The 16912-nt window shown below is 40.2% G+C and carries 14 protein-coding genes and 2 pseudogenes; 2 read left to right on the plus strand and 14 right to left on the minus strand.

The genetic code is table 11. The features are described 5' to 3' along the window. Window positions 1-202 precede the first annotated feature (202 nt). The 14 genes and pseudogenes from IPH84_14730 to IPH84_14795 form a co-directional block, all read right to left on the minus strand. Window positions 203-1349: pseudogene (locus tag IPH84_14730) on the minus strand (aldo/keto reductase). A gap of 60 nt (window positions 1350-1409) precedes the next feature. After that, window positions 1410-2326: pseudogene (locus tag IPH84_14735) on the minus strand (TerC family protein). 693 nt (window positions 2327-3019) lie between these two features. Then, the gene (locus tag IPH84_14740; GenBank protein MBK7174449.1) at window positions 3020-3199 is read right to left on the minus strand and encodes a hypothetical protein; all 180 of its coding nucleotides are present in this window, start codon (window positions 3197-3199) and stop codon (window positions 3020-3022) included. Beyond that, the gene (locus IPH84_14745) at window positions 3196-3576 is read right to left on the minus strand and encodes a hypothetical protein (protein ID MBK7174450.1); all 381 of its coding nucleotides are present in this window, start codon (window positions 3574-3576) and stop codon (window positions 3196-3198) included. Before IPH84_14745 ends, IPH84_14740 begins: the two co-directional genes overlap by 4 nt. Window positions 3577-3665: 89 nt before the next feature. Next, complete coding sequence (locus IPH84_14750) at window positions 3666-3803, minus strand: hypothetical protein (protein MBK7174451.1); 138 nt, start codon at window positions 3801-3803, stop codon at window positions 3666-3668. 96 nt (window positions 3804-3899) lie between these two features. Continuing rightward, window positions 3900-4127: a hypothetical protein gene (locus IPH84_14755; protein ID MBK7174452.1), complete on the minus strand. Its 228-nt coding sequence runs from the start codon at window positions 4125-4127 to the stop codon at window positions 3900-3902. 176 nt (window positions 4128-4303) lie between these two features. Then, complete coding sequence (locus tag IPH84_14760) at window positions 4304-4780, minus strand: hypothetical protein (GenBank protein MBK7174453.1); 477 nt, start codon at window positions 4778-4780, stop codon at window positions 4304-4306. 24 nt (window positions 4781-4804) lie between these two features. Then, the gene (locus IPH84_14765) at window positions 4805-6334 is read right to left on the minus strand and encodes a hypothetical protein (GenBank protein ID MBK7174454.1); all 1530 of its coding nucleotides are present in this window, start codon (window positions 6332-6334) and stop codon (window positions 4805-4807) included. Between the two features lie 93 nt (window positions 6335-6427). Continuing rightward, entirely contained in the window at window positions 6428-7465 is a 1038-nt protein-coding gene (locus IPH84_14770; GenBank protein ID MBK7174455.1) for a hypothetical protein, read from the minus strand. 165 nt (window positions 7466-7630) lie between these two features. Further along, complete coding sequence (locus tag IPH84_14775) at window positions 7631-8062, minus strand: hypothetical protein (GenBank protein MBK7174456.1); 432 nt, start codon at window positions 8060-8062, stop codon at window positions 7631-7633. A 22-nt stretch (window positions 8063-8084) separates the two neighbouring features. Further along, window positions 8085-8654 (minus strand): hypothetical protein, encoded by a 570-nt coding sequence (locus IPH84_14780; GenBank protein ID MBK7174457.1) that lies wholly within the window; start codon window positions 8652-8654, stop codon window positions 8085-8087. 416 nt (window positions 8655-9070) lie between these two features. Then, entirely contained in the window at window positions 9071-10264 is a 1194-nt protein-coding gene (locus IPH84_14785) for a T9SS type A sorting domain-containing protein (GenBank protein MBK7174458.1), read from the minus strand. Between the two features lie 431 nt (window positions 10265-10695). Further along, window positions 10696-12513 (minus strand): T9SS type A sorting domain-containing protein, encoded by a 1818-nt coding sequence (locus IPH84_14790; GenBank protein ID MBK7174459.1) that lies wholly within the window; start codon window positions 12511-12513, stop codon window positions 10696-10698. Between the two features lie 129 nt (window positions 12514-12642). Continuing rightward, window positions 12643-14220, minus strand: a complete 1578-nt coding sequence (locus IPH84_14795) for a T9SS type A sorting domain-containing protein (GenBank protein ID MBK7174460.1) — start codon at window positions 14218-14220, stop codon at window positions 12643-12645. Window positions 14221-14618: 398 nt separating this feature from the next. Here IPH84_14795 and IPH84_14800 point away from each other — a divergent pair, with 398 nt between their 5' ends. Together IPH84_14800 and IPH84_14805 are read left to right on the plus strand one after the other, a co-directional pair. After that, window positions 14619-15359 carry a response regulator transcription factor gene (locus IPH84_14800; protein MBK7174461.1) on the plus strand — a complete coding sequence of 247 codons (741 nt, stop codon included), beginning with the start codon at window positions 14619-14621 and terminating at the stop codon, window positions 15357-15359. Beyond that, complete coding sequence (locus IPH84_14805; GenBank protein ID MBK7174462.1) at window positions 15356-16849, plus strand: histidine kinase; 1494 nt, start codon at window positions 15356-15358, stop codon at window positions 16847-16849. Before IPH84_14800 ends, IPH84_14805 begins: the two co-directional genes overlap by 4 nt. Window positions 16850-16912 lie beyond the last annotated feature (63 nt).

A 16912-nucleotide genomic window follows, 5' to 3' on the forward strand; every position in this document is an offset into this window, starting at 1 on the left:
TGCCAATGGGGATACCGCCAATAAAATAGGCACTTTCGAAAAGCTATCATCGCCAGGCAGTTTGGTATTCTCTTCTATATTGCTGCACCTCTTTCAGCGTTCGATCTTTCTATTGCTGATGGAAGCCAGATAATCATGAACAAAGGAAGAAGATGAGGTGCACTTCCGGCAAGGGCCTGATGAAACAGGGTAATCCGCAAGATTAGGTCAGCTCTCCCGGCTCAAAAGCTTTTAACCCGGCATTTGATGTAACCCGGCTGAATGGATCACGGGCATCATTACCGAAAAAGGGATTATCAGTCCTGATGCCTTGGCTATTAAAAGAGTGATTCCTTAATTTCAGGAAGAAAACAGCTTTGTCCCTGTCTTTCCAGCATCCATGCGCAGGATGTTCTGGTGTAAGAGCACTCACCTGGTCAAGCCTGAGCATTTCTTCTTCTGTAAGGGTCAATTGAGTGGCTACAATATTGTCAAGAGCCGTTCCTTTCGTTTTGCCCCGATGATAATGCTGGTTGGCGGGCTTATTAAGCAAATATGCAACAGTGCCACCCCGGCTGATACGCCATGGGGTTTCCGGATTTCTATCATCACATCGATGATGTCATAAGCTTTCTCCTTGTGAATTGGAGGGAAAGCGAAGTTATCCCGGCGGCTGTCGCCAGGCCTTTCATATTTCGTGAATTTCCCGGATAAAACCACCTGCAAGCGGACTCCAGGGCATAATGGATATTCCTTCACTGAGCGCCATGGGTAAAATTTCCTTTCCACATCCCTTCCGGCAATACTATAATAGTTCTGACTGGCTTCAAACTTTGTCCAGCCATCTTGTCGGCTATGCCATTGGCTTTGGCTATCATCAGGCAGGGTGGTTCTGATTCCGGGAGGTATCGGACTTTCCCGGATCGGACCACATCTTCCAGGCCCCGCATCGTTTCTTCCAGGGAAGTAATGGAGTCCACACCATGGATATAAAGCATATCCACATGACTTAAGCCAAGTCGTTCAAGGCTATCATTCACCGAATCGGTAATATGCAGGCGGGAAAGTCCAACCTGGTTGGCCCCTTTCCCCATCCGAAGCCTAACCTTGGTAGCTATAAAGACTTCCTGCCGGCATATTCCAAGGTCTTTCAGGGCTTTTCAAGCATGAGTTCCGAAAGGCCTTCGGAGTAAGCGTTGGCGGTATCGTAAAGTTAATTCTTCATCCACGGCTGTTTTAACAAGTTCATTCACGCTTTCCTGTGGCAGTTCACCTATAGCTTTCCAGTATCCCCTGCCTCCAAAAGTCATGGCTCCCAGGCAGAGTTCCGAAAGTAATACCCCTGTATTTCCCAGTTTCTTGTATTTCATGGTGTCTTTCTAATTAATTTGAATAATATATTTTTGGTCTGGCCTCTGAGCCCCCCTTTTTCAAAACGAAGATTGGTCATGTTTCTTGGTTTTTATCAATGAGAAGATCACACTGCCGGCAAGGATCAGAAAAATCACCAGTAACGAATAGTGAATCGGGATTTTAAAGAAATCTATCAAGGCCATTTTGAGTCCCACAAAAATCAGGATAATGGCCAGTCCTACAGCCGTATTTAAACCTGTCGATAATATTGGCCAGCGCGAAATAGAGTGACCGCAGTCCCAGGATAGCAAAAACATTACTGGTATAAACGATAAAATGATCCTGTGTCACTGCCAGGATAGCAGGGATGCTATCCACAGCAAAAATCAGGTCTGTGACTTCAATCATCACAAGCACAACAAATAGGGGAGTGGCATATCGTTTCCGGTCTATCCTTATGAAGAATTTATCATCGTGAAGTTTAGGGGTGGTAGGAACGAGTTTCCGAAAAAGTTTGATCACAGGATTTTTATCGGGATCCATTTTTATCCTTATCCAGCAGCATCCTGATGCCGGTAAATACCAGGAACGCCCGAAAATATAGATGGTCCAGTGGAATTTCTCAAGCAGGGCCACACCGGCAAAAATAAAGATTACACGCATGATCAGGGCTCCGATGACCCAGAAGAGGGACTTGTGCTGATAAATGGAAGGGATACCAAAAAGGAGAATACCAGGACGAAGACAAAGATATTGTCGACACTCAAAGCCTTTTCAATCACATATCCTGTGAAGAATTCAAGGCTTTGGTTTCTCCGAAAAGGTAGTAGATAAATCCATTGAAGCATAAGGCAGGAAGATCCATATCCCCGACCATGTCATGGCTCTTTAACACTTACCACATGCAGTTTCTTATGAAATACCCCCAGGTCGAGGGCTAGCATAATGAGGACAAAAGGTTGAAAAATACCCAGAACCAAATGTTAACTTCCATTTTTAATGATAATATTACTGATTATTTGAAGGTTGATTTATATGATCAAAGCAAAGATAATTACAGGTTTCTAATGACCATAGGTAATTAATCGGCTGATCTTCCAATTACCCTCTGTGAACTTCCAGATATGCAAAAACGAAAGGTGCCACAATCAGGCTTTCCGTTTTCAATATGGCAAAACGTATGGCTTCCGGTTTCAATAGCGCCGAAGTCTTTGATTGGAAATACTTCCAGGCTCCTGCCAGTAGTTCACGGGTAAGCACATAATCTTTTTCAAAAGTCCTGCAAACGCTTCGATGGTTTCGGTAAAATTTCGAACACCCGTATTATCCTGGTACACTTCAAGACTTTCATCAAAAGGTTTTCATCCCTTCAAGATTTTGGCATTGAAAGCTGCAAAAGCAGGCTGTCCTGCCGGGAACTGGTGTTGTACAGGACTAAGTCAACAGGTGGGTTTTCCTGTGCTAATCCCTGAATGATGCCTGCAAAGACTAAAAGACTGGCAAAATGCAAGTTTTATAATGGTTTACTAATGCGTTTCAATATGTTTTTTTATTATTAAACACCTTTTTAATATCAATTGTTTTTGTGAAGAAACAGAATGATGATTTTTATGGTTGCCTTATCTGATAGACTATTTCCTCAATTTATAATGTAATGCATTTAGGTTCATTTTCTTATGGACATTGTTCAAGCCCCGACAATAAATTGAATGGTAATGGGATTTCCGGTGAAATCAACGACATGATTTAACGTATAATCCACAAAATTGTATTTGGCCCTGATTCCTAAATACAGGTTATCTTTCAAATAATACCTGTATCCTACTCCTGCATTTATATTATAAGTGGCTGCAGAAGCTGATTTCAAGTTCCTGTCTTTATCCTCGGTAGAGCATCAAATCCATCAACAGCGACCCCGCCTGTAACTTGAATTTCATGTTGTTTCCTGGTATAAAGGTCATATCCCAGGTCGAAACCAATATGCCCGCCAAAAAAGTGGCTGGTCTTCTCAAGGGAATCAGCTGATGACCTTCTGGCATAATAATCATTTGGTGAATTCAGGAACTTGAAAGTTAAGGTAACATCATAATTCATTCTCCTGTGTTTTGAACCCATTTGGAATCCCAGATCCGGATGTATGCCTAATTTTTTCATTTCGCCGGTAGGAATCCAAATACCTGTAATCCACGACATATGCAGTTCCGGTAAAATAACATATTCATAAACCGCCTTTCGGTATTCCATGGCCAAACTGGATGTTCGATATTCTTCAGATTGTAATTTTGAAAAAATAGTATCGCTGTTATCACTATAGAATTCAGTCAGCAGGTATTCTAGGGAACCTGATTTGCATGTCTTTTTAATTCCCCGGCTAAAGTCCTGGTAAATTGATCAAACTCTTGTCCGGGAGGAATATAACCATAATATGATTTGTAATTATCATAGGAATAATAATTTGAATATGGAATCATTGCAATCCGGGACTGATAATTGAACAGATAATTGAAAATGCCTTGTGTGATCACGGATTCTTCAGGAGGTGTCCCTGTTTGATTGAAAGCAACAATTTAGCCCTGTGAACAGGCTCTCATTCCACATTTTGACTCCCAGTATTGTAAAATTTGATTGGCAGAATCAAGCTTATTCTCAGAAACGAACTGAACGAAATACAAACCACTGTTATAAGCAATATCAGAGCAATCGACCTGCTTTTTTGACATCATATTATCAAAATTCTGGCCCACGGAAATAATCATTGAAAACAGTCCTGCCAGGGACATGATTATACTTTTCATTTCTATAAAGATTACCGGTTAAATAGTGTATTTTTTTTTCATCATGGTCGATTTTTAACTCCAGTCAATAAAATTGGATAAATTGACACAAGTTTATCCTCCGGGTAGTAGAATTACTATTTTAGAAATTTATAAAGTTCAGTTTAGAAAAAATGATTGATTTTGATATTCAACGATTAATATCCGTTTGCTTCTTTAAGGAATTTCAAACCTGCCATTGGGAATGCGTCTGCATGATCCTTTTGACGCAGTTCAGCTTCCAGATACCCGCCATTCTCAATGGGTCTGAGCCATATCTCCATCCTTTTTTCATTTATCGGATCACCAGGGAATAGCTTTCCTAAAGGATCAAAACTGATGATATAAGAAATGCCAGTGATGGAAGGCGGCAAGCCTCTGTTTTTCTTTAACCAGCCATTTCTGATATTGGCTGCTCCGATAGTGCCTGTTACGGTCTTATCGCCGTTTATCCGGATAGATATTTGAATAGAATCCCGGGTAAAATGAAATTTCATTTTTTCGGATTCCGTTCTTACGGTTACCTTGCTTTTAGCCGTTACCCATTGCCCGGTATACGATTCTGGAACCTGCCAGCTATTGCAGCTAAAGATGATCAGGGTTAACAGGGTAAAAGTATAGGATAAAACTTTCATAGTATTATTTTATGATTTCTGTTTTCAGCCAGAAATGAGAAAATGAAAAGTGTGATTTATAGGGGCCTGCCTTGATGCTGCACCTGCATATACTGCCATTTCTTTATTATCCCCTAAACTTTGGACCCTTATCTTCTTATTCCATCTCAATAAATACCTCGATCCCCGATTGAACTCCGGCGGGATTACAGGATGTTCCTGAGGTATTCCGTTAACCAGGAATGCTTTTATCTTTTGTCCGTTCCCTGTAATTTCCACACTTAGCTTCGAATGCCTGTAGGTTAAATCGGTCAGCTTCAGGTAATGAACTTTTTCAGGTAAACAAGGGGCGAAACTCAGGCTATTATTATTGAATCTCATACCTGCCAATCCATGAATGATCATATTCAGGTAGGCTGTTGCCGACCAGGTCTGCAAGCGGCAGGAATTCCAGTGATGGTTGGGCTTATCCGATCCCATTGCCTGATAACCTCCATCAGGTTTCCCGGTATATGGGTTGTATATTTCCCAGAATTCATAATTGCCTTTGTCTTCATCAAGGGCAAGACTTGTCAGGCTGCTCAGTTCTTTATTAAAAGCAGTGAAATTATCAGCAATGATGCATGCTTTGGCAAAAAATCCGTTCGCCATAGGCCAGATAATATTGTTGTGCCTGCCGGGTTGTGTGGCTGAATAACGGGTGAAATCCGGGTACAGGCAGGGAATCCCAAAGTCGGAGATATTTGCATGCCTGGTAAGTTCATAAGCCTGTGAGGGATTCAATACCCCGAAAATTATGGCAAATGAATATCCCATAGCTTCCTGGTATTCATGAACCTTTCCGGAATGATCCATCATGTAATTTAACTTATGTTCCGGCTCATTATAAAAAGACTTTAAAATGGCCGACTTCAGCTTATCACCCTTAATTGTAAACTCTTGGATGAGTTGAGCATCTTCATACAGAATGACCGCCATCTCTGTAAGGGCATGATAAGCTCCGTAATAAAGGCAGTTGGTGCTTAAACATTTGATATCAGCAGCATGATGATCGAGTACATAGGAAGAGAAATTGTTTTTATCAAATATCGGTTCCGGATACCCGGCGATTCCATCGGCAAATACCGCCGGGCCGGTAAACAACCCGGATTCCTTATCATAAGCCTGCGATTCAAGTTGACGCATTGTATTTTCTGAACATCGGTATGCTTGTTTTAGAAAGTCAAGGTCGCCGGTGATATAATAATGATTTAATGCTGATACAGTCCAGAGGATCTTATCCCAATACTGATGCGCAATCGTGTCCTTATTAAGGGTAACACTCCAGAGCGATTTTTCAGCCACACCGGGATAAAGGAGACTTACAGCATTCCATGAATTTATTGCAATGTCTCTTGTCCATTCACCTCCATAATCACCCCCAGCAGCTAGAATTCCCCGCCTTACATTGATCTCCACAGTATTTATGGCTAGATTGCCGGCATCCCTGATTTGAGGGTCGTTACATTGAATACTTTGTGTATAAACTTCACTTAAAATCAGATTAAACAGCAGTAAAAAGGCGGTTTTCCTCATTTGAAATAATTGGTTGATTTTTCCCGGTTATTGAGATAGTATTTCTTCCAAACTTGAAATAGGTCAAGGGATGCAGGCCTGGGGGCGATTATCCTATTCCGTAATGCTGATCTTTTGAACCTGGTAATCCTTGTAGTTAAAGGTCATGAGGCTGAAGATAATGGAATGGTCGGGTTGCAGAATTCCTGTCCGGGGAATTGGCATTGGCGAATCCTTATCCTCCTTCTTTCTGAAAATGCTTTTTTGTTCTTTTCCGTTCGCATCCAGGCGGGCAATGTATGAATTACCCACGTCAATATTTTTAAACATACCATCAGATGCTTCAAAAGAGTTGTAAATGAAATAAAGGTTGCCATTTTTCTCAATACTGGAATATGAATTATAGGTATCAGTATTCAGCCAGTATTGTCGCTTATGCAGCTTGTCGATTCGGGTAATCTGGTTTTCGTTGTTCAGATTAACCACATACAGGTCATTATGCATATGTATGGCACTGTAGATTGTCATATTTCCACTTCTCTCTGTTTTTGTCCCTCCAATGTATTGTTCAGCAATAAAATACCTGTCGCCGTTACCTTTGGTTTTTACCTTATCCAGTATGTAGGCAAATGGATCCCATTCCTGCTTGTTATCAATGCTTCTCCTGAAACGTTTTAACTCAGTCGGGTCAAGGTCCTGGCTGATAAGTTCCTTGCTCATTTCTTTGGTACTCAGTCCAATCACCTGTTTGGTCGTATGGTCATAGGTGAAAGCAAATCCACCTTCCACACTGATTTTTTCACTCTTTGCATACATCCCAAAACAAAATATAGAGTTATTTCCCGTGGGGGTAAAACTCAGGCTTCGGACAAATTTTCCGGGTATGGATAATGGATGAATATCCGCATTTTGATCGTTAGCCGTATATTTATACAACTCATAGCTGTAATTGGGTTTATCGGTGTAATAGACATCATTCGAAAAGAACCCCCGATCCTTGAAATGGGCAGCATCATAATAATTATCCTTATCAGCATAGTGCTTCCCTAAAAGGTAAACATTGCCCTCATTATCAACCCTGAACCTGTCGTATTCAAATACTCCTCCCGCAAATTTGGCAGTAACATTCAGGTTTTTCCATAACAGTTTCATTTCCTGGTTGAAGACATACATGCCAGTATTTAAAGTCTCATTCTTTTTGCTCAGCAGGGTATAAAATACCAGCACTTTTGAACTGTCGGCAGATATCTCGTAATGAAAGATTGTATTATTATACTTATGCAGACTGCCATAATCGAGTTCCCGACGAGCTTGATATTAGGGACAAGCTGGAGGGTGTTGAAATTGAAATTTTTGTGCGAACAGGTAATGCTTTTTGTCTTTTGTATTCTGAAAAGAAGAAAACACAATACACTCATCCTTGAGTCGCAGAACACCCTCGCAGGTTAGCTCTTTCTTATCCTGTTTCAGCTCAATTTCGGCGCGTTTAACCAGGTTGAGATTCTTGTCGAATTTGCCAATGTAAAAATTCTCAGTTGAGCCCACGCTTACCTGGTTAAACACAGCTATAAATGGATGGTAAAGGAAATAGGAATAGCCATTAATATTTCCCAGGCTGGAGATATCCACTGTACGTTCAGTGATTTTATCACGCAGGAGTTTGCCTGAAGTCAGCTTAAAACCGATTTGCTGTGCATGAACAAAGCCAGCAATGCAAAGAGCAATCAAAAAGGTGGAGATTTTTTTCATCTGATAATATATTTATATTTTCTTAAAGCATGAAACCTGTATGAATGACAACAGGGACCATAAATCGGGTTCCATTATCGGGATAAACGGTTTCCGCAATGATGAAGTTGTCTTTATAGTATCTGAAACCAAAGCCGGCCTCAAACCCCAGCATCCATTTCCGCACAATGGCACGTTGGTAACCTATTTTAACACAGGCAAAGTCGTAAATGGTTTTTTCTTCAAAAAAGCTGACCCCTGACTGCAATCCGAAATACATCCGTTCAGGGAAGGTGTGCTTAAATACTTTAATGGTTCCGCTGAATGCCAGTCCGTATCCTGATTCACCTATGGGCATGGGATCTTCGGTATATAACCAGTTCTGACGTTTGACTGAAACAGGGGCTGCACTTAATTCCAGTGAAAATTTCTTGCTGAATCCATACTCAAAAATCAGTGGTAAAGCTCCATTGATCGGATCAAATCCAATTTTCAGGTTCAGTTTACTGTTGGAGGCTCCTCCGTCGTTCAGATATTTTGAGATGTTCTGTGATTGGGCCAGGTAGCTTGCAACCGTAAGGAATATAACCAGGATAATGCTATTAGATCTCATAAATGAATTGTTTTAAAGATGAAGAAACGAGTTGAATATTAATGTAGAAGAATGAATAATTGGGATGTAGTTCTATTGGTATTTGGTTAGTTTCCGGGCAGAGAATCCTTTCTTAATGTTTTTCCTACAAACTTATGGAAGTAGATTGATTTTTCGCATCATTCCATTGAAATTGAAATTAAAAAAAATAATAGATGAAATTGAGATGAAGATTCAATAATATATGGCAATTCTTTCATTTAAGAATTGAATCCTCTCCGAAAAGTATCAAATGTGTTTTTTAGTTTCGAAAAACTGTTTATTGGAGTGATCTCAGAATATGGATTATCACAGATCGGTCTTTTACCGTCATCTATTTCTAATCATCAGGATGAGGAAAATGAAAAAGAAAGGTAAGAACGAATACTATTATTCACTTACTCTTTCAATACAGGTGCAACATAAATCCTATCTTCGGTTTCGGCTTTTATCAGGTAGAATCCACTCTTAAGGCGGCTCAGGTCCATTAATTGTTCTTCAGCATGAATATTCTCTCTCATCACTTCCCTGCCCTGTATATCTATAATACTCAGAATTCCACCTGAAATGTGGGAAGGTAATTTAACTATTATTTCACCCTTTGTTGGATTTGGGGATACCATCAGTCGGTTTTTAGCATCCGGGGATTCGTTCATTCCCACACCTCCATTCACTGTTTTCATTATGGTTCCTGCTTCACCCACTGCATAACCTGTTTCCGGTGTGGGAAAGTGTACGGATAACAAATCATAGGTTGAAGCTGATACCTGTTTATTCCATTGCATACCGGCATTTGAAGTGTAAAAAATAATTCCATCCGGTCCAACTGCAAAAGCATTTGTGGAATCAGCAAAACAAGCAGCATTCAGCCAGCCGGAATTGATCTGGTTCCACCCATGCCAGCTGGTACCGCTATCGTGGGTATAATTAATCACAGAGTAGGAATACCCTTGTGCCCAGCTTCCTCCCGCAACAATCCCTGTCGATTGGCCTGTAAAACAAACATCATTCAGAGTGCCGTAAAAGGGGTTCCATACATTTATATCCCAGTTTAAACCACCATCGTCGGATTTGAAAATGCTCATATCATATCCTACCAGGTACACAGTATTTGTGTCAATGATACTTAATCGCCCGTTGGCCGGGGCACTGGCATAGGTCCAGCTTAACCCTCCATCCACTGTTTTACCTACCTTAAAATCTGATCGTGAAACGTAGCCTGTGAAGGCATCAGCGAAACGGATGGCATTCAGCTGACTCGTGGTCCCTGTATTCATTAATTCCCAGCTGTCACCAGCATCAGTAGTCTTCAGGATTACCCCATCATTTCCTGCAATATACCCTGTGTCAGCATTGATAAAATAAACAGCATTCAGTGAACTGACGGTACCTGCATCCTGTATCATCCACTGGGTGCCGCCATCTATGGTTTTAAGGAGTGTACCCTGCTCGCCGCAGATAAACCCGGTTTGTTCATCTGTAAAAAATACTGATTTCAGTGTGTTTGAAGTTCCGGAATTCTGCAATACCCATTGAGCATTGCAGCCCAATCCAATAAGAAAAACAATACTCAGGAGGATAAAACTTTTCATATAAAAACAATTTATATATAAGACAATTGAAAGTCATTTTACCCTTACAGGGATCAGAAATATATACTCCTGCTTAGCAGGTTTGTGGTAGCTAGCCTGGTTAAAAGGTGCAATAGAAAGAGGAAGAGATGTAAGGCAGTTTTGTGACTGCGAACCTGTTCCGATCCTATATATCTGAAATCGTAGTGTAATAGTGTCTTTATTCACAGTTACTCAATATCTATTAGTAGAAAAAGTCTCATATAATTGGCAAATGTTCTTGCATTCAAGTGGTGTGATCACTCAAGCTGAGCTTTTCGTGCTATCTGTCTTCCTGTTTCATTAAATATCTCACAGGCATGGCAGGAAACAATGATGTTTGTTTCCTGCCTTTGCGTGGGTTTTTGATATCACTTTAATCCTTAGTGGAATGAGCCTTCAGTGATGTAGTGTTATTTCCTTTTTATAAGCTTTTTTGCACTGGTTCCCTTTGAATCCCTTAATTGAACAACATAAATACCATCAGGGAGTAAGCTTAAATCGATTACACTGTTCCTGCTTTCAACTGTATCAGTATAAAGCGATCGGCCACTGATGTCAGTAATTGTGATGGCACATAACCCTGCAGTAGCATTTGTCACGATTGTAACTTCATTGCTGAATGGGTTAGGGTAAAGAGTGAAGGCCTCTGATTCATTAACGTTTATGCCGGCTGTCAGGATATTTATTTCGCTGGAGACTGACACACAAGCAGGGATATAAGAGTAGGCAACACTGTATTTCCCATTGGAGGTAACAAGGAACGATGCACTATTGGCTCCCGTGATGGTATCGCCATTTAAAAACCATTGAATATTTCCACTAAAGGGAGGAGTGGCGGTAAGAAGGCTTCCTGTAAGGTTAAGAACTGGTTGAGGTGCCACATCCGGCTCTTCGGTAAATTTCGCCAGGTACAATCCCCTGTTGGGGTCACGGGGTGTACAGCTGAAAGTGGGGACAGAACCCGTATATAATTTCCCTCCCACATAAAAAACACCTGCATTATTGGTGGCCAGTGACTTTACTTTTGACCCCAGTTCAATCCCGGTTACAAAAGCAAAAGCATTTTGAAATATCCCGTCATAACCTATTTTCGCGATATAGGACCTTCCATTGAGGGCATTAATTGTAAAGGCCCCTAATACCAGTTCCCCGGTAAAATCACCGCCAAAAAATACACCGCTTCCGTCCGGATTATTAAGTATACTCCAGGCATGGGCATTGGTCGTAATGGATTTAAGCCATATTTTATTTCCGTTTTCATCCAGTTTTATAATCCCGTCAGTGTAATTTGTTGATCCGGGGCCGGGATTTACAATGGTATCAGTGCCTGCAATCAGGGTTGAATTAACTTCCACCCCCACATATATACCATCATCATTTCCAATGGTAACAGGGATATAATTCTCAGCCGGATTGCCTGCGCCATTCACATATTCGGCCCACACTACACTCAGGTTACTGCTGGTACGAAGCATCAGCAGGGGGGCGGTTCCGGTTTCTATCAGGGGAATTAGCGTAATGCTGCCATAGGTTAAAGTGCCCCGTGAAGTGGCAGAAAATAATAAATCACCATTTGAAAATACTCCGGAACCTTTGAAATGGATGCCATTGACGGCTGTATAAGGATCGAATGCATCAGCGGTTAAAGTAGAAATATATTGACCCGTGGTATCCAGTTTGCTGATGGAAAGATTCCCTGTCTGAAAATAAATATGGTGGTCGTGAAACTGCAACATACAGGCTCCTGCATATCCACCAAAGCTTTGATTGTTGGGAACGGTCCATTTCAGGTTGCCGTTTTTATCGAATTTTATTACATAATTGCGATCTGCTATGCCGGTCATCGTAACTCCGTCGATAATGAGCGTTGAACCACCCCATAATGCACCCAAAAGATACAGGTTGTCATTTTCCCCAACCTGTATGTTCAGAGGATAAAAATTAACCCCTATGGGTTTTATATACTGGATTTCTCCCAAAGCATTAAACTTATACAGGAATGTGGTGATGCCTCCTGTATAAGGATCTGCAGTGATTCCCTGGCATTGTTGCTGTCCGTTGGCACCCTCCAGGGTATATAAATTACCCTGCGAATCGCGGGCAATAGCAAGTGCTCCGTAATAGCTGTTGGCAACACCACTGTATCCCGCACTGGTCACCCAGTCGAAACGTTGGGCTTGTAATATTATACTTGCTAGTATCAGGCTTATGGTCAGTATCTTTTTCATTATTCATTCATTATTTGATTCAATTAAATCGGGTATTTATTGCATTTTGTCTATTAACTATTATAATCATCCACTTATTGGTAGCATCATTAATTTGCTTGTGAGTCAGGATCAAATTCGTATGCTTAATTATCTTTTTATGACTATAAATTTTGAAGTTTTCGTTTCACTGTAAAGGCATATGAAATACAATCCAGATGGTATGTTTCCGAGATTTATAGCCTCATTTAATTTATAGTCAGGATTTGTGATCATAATCTGGCCAATGCTGTTCTTTACTTCCAGTCTTGCTGTTTTGAACTCTTCTGTAATGCCTTTTATATAGACAAAATCAGAAGAGGGATTTGGATACACCGACCATTCTGTTGCCAATAATTGTTCATTGGCTGATACATTATTCACGGCACCGGTTATCTGGGAGGTAAGGATAAGTGAGTTGTCTGATGATAAAGGGTCGGGAGTGCCTGAACTGATAAAAATTCTTCCATTACCATCTATTGTCATGTCCCCCTGCGTTGAAGCAGGAATCCCGTTCTGGTCGATTAAGGCTATGCCTGCATTGCCAAAACCGACAACAGGACTACCATTTAAATAGTAGCAGTGTAAAACATCAAAACTATATCCTGTTTGATATTCGGATTTCCTGCAATAATAAATCAGGTTGTCAGAAACACCGAGTTTGGTTTTCACAGGATAAAAATCGGCTATACCAGTATTGATATTAAGAGAAGGGTCATTCTGTCCTGATGCGTTTATTCTGAAAACTGTTTCAGTATAGGTCATATTAACTGTATCACGCATTGTAAGGGTAGAAATTACAGATCCATCTTCCTGTAATGCGGAGCTCGAATAAGTATAATTGCCATCATTACTTTTTACGCTTCTGGTGTAAAATCCTTCATTGCCGAACGAATTATCAAATGATCCATCGTCGTTCATTTTGCTGATTGTCACATGGTTATAGGGGTAATTGGTAAATGATTGATTTACAAGGATGTCATTGTTGGGGGATACTAACAATTCATTGATAACCAAATAAGCTTCGGAGGTCATTGCCCATTCCGCTAGGTAGTATGACACCACCCCTGAATTCCCGAACGACATATCCAAGGCACCATCAGGTAAGAACTTCCAAAGAAAAACATGGGGTACCATTACTCCTGCAACAAACCGGCTTTCCTTTCCGCAAACAATAATTCTATCATCCGATAGCACAGCAACTTTATAAATAAATTCTGAATTTGGCCTGTTTAAATCAACCACGCCATCGGTTCCGAAAGTAGCATCCAGTGAGCCATCAGGGTTTAGGCGGAAGATGCGTTCTGTATTGTAAAACTGGTCGCCGGCAACAATTATTTTCCCTGTACTTTGCTGGCTAATACCGGCAGCGCGGGTGTACAAATTAATACCCGGATCATCCTTTGACCTCACCATGCCATCCCCTCCACCAAAATTGGGATCAGGTGTGCCATCAGTTCTGTAACGGAGAATTACCGCCTGATGCCCCTCATTTGAGAAATTGGCTTCGGCGCAAACAAGTAGTTTTTCATCTGACTGAACAAGTATTTTGGTGATTTCAAATCCATTGTTGTTCCCGTAAATGGTATCCCATCCATTCCCGCTGAAAGCTGAATTTAAGCTGCCCGGGATCTGGGAGGAGGCATACAGGCTTATTGAAAACAGAAAAATTAGGATAAGACTCTTCATAGTTTTTGCTTTGATTCAGTTTAGTTAAATCTGTAAGATGATATTTTACCGAATCTGAACAGACTTGTAACTCTGTTCAATAAGGTATTTCTTATTCAGTGCGGCTTTCCTTTAATAATTCTGCCAGGATTAAGCCTGAATTTTTAATTCAAAATCAGAATCAAAAGTACATTGCATGGTAACTTACAATTTCCATAATGTGTAATTGGTATTTACGGCTGTATAAATGGACCGAATTCCCGTTTTTGTTGATTTTACAATCAGCTTTGCAAGAATTATCACAATTTGCAAACCATACATTTATTCCGGTTGTTTATATTGTCCTGTTACCCTTTTACACATATATCCTTACTGCTCAGTTAAAATGAGGTACATTTAAAAATTAATTTCTTCTGATTATGATTGATTTGATACTTATCGATGATGAACACAGTGCCATTAAAAGCCTGGAGTGGGAAATCGGTAATTTCTGTAAAAATGTGAGAATCGTTGCTTCCTTTACCAATGCCATGGAAGCAGTGAGTTTCCTCCAGAAGAATACCGTGGATTGTGTATTCCTGGATATCGAAATGCCCGATTTGGATGGTTTTCAGTTCCTTGAGCTGTTTCCAAAACGTACCTTTGCTGTTGTCATTACCACGGCTTTCGATCAATATGCCATCAAAGCCATTAAGGAAAGTGCGCTTGATTACCTGTTAAAACCTATCGATTCTGATGAACTGATAGTGTGTATCGACAAAATTGAACAGGCAAAAATCAATAATTCATTAAATGACAGGCTGGAAAGCTCCTTGGAGAAACTGCTTCATTCATCAGCCTTCACACAAAAAAAAATCAATATAAACAACGACGGGAAAATCATATTTCTGCATCCCGACGAGATTCTTTATTGTGAAAGTGATGGGAATTATTGCACGATATTTCTGGAAAATAAAGAAAGAATTGTCCTGAGCCAGAAATTGAAATTTATGGAGGAAAAGCTTAACGGAATGCAGTTTTTCAGGATTCATAACTCATTTCTGATCAACCTGAATAAGGTAAAGGAATTCCATAAAACAGATGAATATGTAGTGTTGTCGAACCAGGTTAAAATCCCGGTTTCAAGACAAAAGAAATCAACTTTTCTGGATCAGTTATGAGTATTGAACAGACCAGGCTGGCATCAATGCTTTGGGGGTTTGTAACTTCCGGACTGATGATCTTCTTTCTCTTCAGTTTCCTGGTATATATTCAAAGCCGGCAGAAAACTTTCCTGTTTTATGCTTTTTATAATATCCTGTTGGCGATTTCATTGATATATAATAGTCCGTATATCCCGTTTTCTTTGATTTCTGATTTCAGAAACGGTGCATACTTCCCCTTAAGCTGGTTTATTCAGATCGTTTATAATACCTTTCTTTTCTTCTTTTATTTCGAGTTTCTTGAACTCAAAAAATATTTTCCCCGGTATGCCCGCATTCTGAGCAGGTTTTTACTCTTTCTCTCCGGTGGTTCTTTGCTATTGGTTGTTTTTTCCATTTATTTCAGAGAGATATCACTTTACCGGAATTACTTTGTTTATGGCTTTCTGCCCCTGATCAGCATCCTGGTGCTAACTGCCCTTTATGTCACTTCCAGGATTCCGAACAGATTGAAATATTTTATCATTACAGGAGTGATTGTTTACCAGGTGTTCGCTTATATCGCCCTTTACAAAACAATGACCCTGGCCAGTGGCGTTAGCCCGATTGTGTATTTCTATATCGGAATCATCATAGAATCCACCATTTTTATGTTAGGACTTGGGTATAAGGTGAAATTATTATACCTCGAAAAAATACTTGCACAGGAGAAAATTATTGAGGAACAGCAAGCCAATCAGAAACTCAGGGAAAATCACCGTAAAGAATTGGAGAGCCAGCTGGAAGAAAAGATTGCAGAACTAAAGGAAGCACTTCGGAAAAATGAAGCGGAGAAGTTGCATTCACTTACTCTATCATTTGAAAGTGAAATCTCTCTTTTAAAACTCGATGCTTTACGAAGCCAGATGAATCCTCATTTTATTTTTAATGCCCTGAATTCAATAAAAGCATACCTGATCGATAATAACAAAGAGAAGGCTGTTTACTACCTGAATAAATTCGCAAAACTGATTCGCAAAATTCTTGAAAGTTCCAGAACTGACAGCGTTTCCCTGGAAGAAGAGCTCGAAACCATTGAATTATACCTGAATATTGAAAATATTCGTTTTAATAACACCATTAACTTCCTGGTAAACAGTTCAGATAAGGTGAATTTAAATACAACCAAACTCCCGGGTTTAATCCTGCAGCCCTTTATTGAAAATGCCCTGTGGCATGGTTTAATGCTAAAGGAAGGAGAAAAGTATATTACAATCGATGTTGTATCAAACAATGGCATTACCTGTCTTACTATTACCGATAATGGGATCGGACGGGCAAAGGCCAAGGAAAAGAGTGATAAAAAATCATTTAAAAAAGAATCACTCGGGATACAATTTGCCCAGGAACGGCTGAACTTCTTTAACAGGAAATACAATACCGCCTATAGCTTCAGCATTTCTGATTTGTATGATGAGAATGCTGTGGCTATTGGTACCAGGGTGGTTTTTAATTTCCTGATGAATTAATCCGTTAGTTCTCTTGATCCTTCCCTTTCATTTTTAATTTGCCTCATTCTAATCAGCTCCTGT

The sequence above is a fragment of the Bacteroidales bacterium genome, from assembly GCA_016707785.1.
Taxonomy (GTDB): Bacteria; Bacteroidota; Bacteroidia; order Bacteroidales; family UBA4417; genus UBA4417.

Excerpts from the sequence above, each read along its gene's own strand:
- IPH84_14805 (MBK7174462.1), top strand. The coding sequence starts at position 15,356 with ATGAGTATTGAACAGACCAGGCTGGCATCAATGCTTTGGGGGTTTGTA.
- IPH84_14770 (MBK7174455.1), bottom strand. The coding sequence starts at position 7,465 with ATGAAACTGTTATGGAAAAACCTGAATGTTACTGCCAAATTTGCGGGA.
- IPH84_14795 (MBK7174460.1), bottom strand. The coding sequence starts at position 14,220 with ATGAAGAGTCTTATCCTAATTTTTCTGTTTTCAATAAGCCTGTATGCC.
- IPH84_14760 (MBK7174453.1), bottom strand. The coding sequence starts at position 4,780 with ATGAAAGTTTTATCCTATACTTTTACCCTGTTAACCCTGATCATCTTT.
- IPH84_14780 (MBK7174457.1), bottom strand. The coding sequence starts at position 8,654 with ATGAGATCTAATAGCATTATCCTGGTTATATTCCTTACGGTTGCAAGC.
- IPH84_14790 (MBK7174459.1), bottom strand. The coding sequence starts at position 12,513 with ATGAAAAAGATACTGACCATAAGCCTGATACTAGCAAGTATAATATTA.
- IPH84_14785 (MBK7174458.1), bottom strand. The coding sequence starts at position 10,264 with ATGAAAAGTTTTATCCTCCTGAGTATTGTTTTTCTTATTGGATTGGGC.
- IPH84_14750 (MBK7174451.1), bottom strand. The coding sequence starts at position 3,803 with ATGATTCCATATTCAAATTATTATTCCTATGATAATTACAAATCATAT.
- IPH84_14800 (MBK7174461.1), top strand. The coding sequence starts at position 14,619 with ATGATTGATTTGATACTTATCGATGATGAACACAGTGCCATTAAAAGC.
- IPH84_14745 (MBK7174450.1), bottom strand. The coding sequence starts at position 3,576 with ATGGAATACCGAAAGGCGGTTTATGAATATGTTATTTTACCGGAACTG.
- IPH84_14765 (MBK7174454.1), bottom strand. The coding sequence starts at position 6,334 with ATGAGGAAAACCGCCTTTTTACTGCTGTTTAATCTGATTTTAAGTGAA.
- IPH84_14775 (MBK7174456.1), bottom strand. The coding sequence starts at position 8,062 with ATGAAAAAAATCTCCACCTTTTTGATTGCTCTTTGCATTGCTGGCTTT.
- IPH84_14755 (MBK7174452.1), bottom strand. The coding sequence starts at position 4,127 with ATGAAAAGTATAATCATGTCCCTGGCAGGACTGTTTTCAATGATTATT.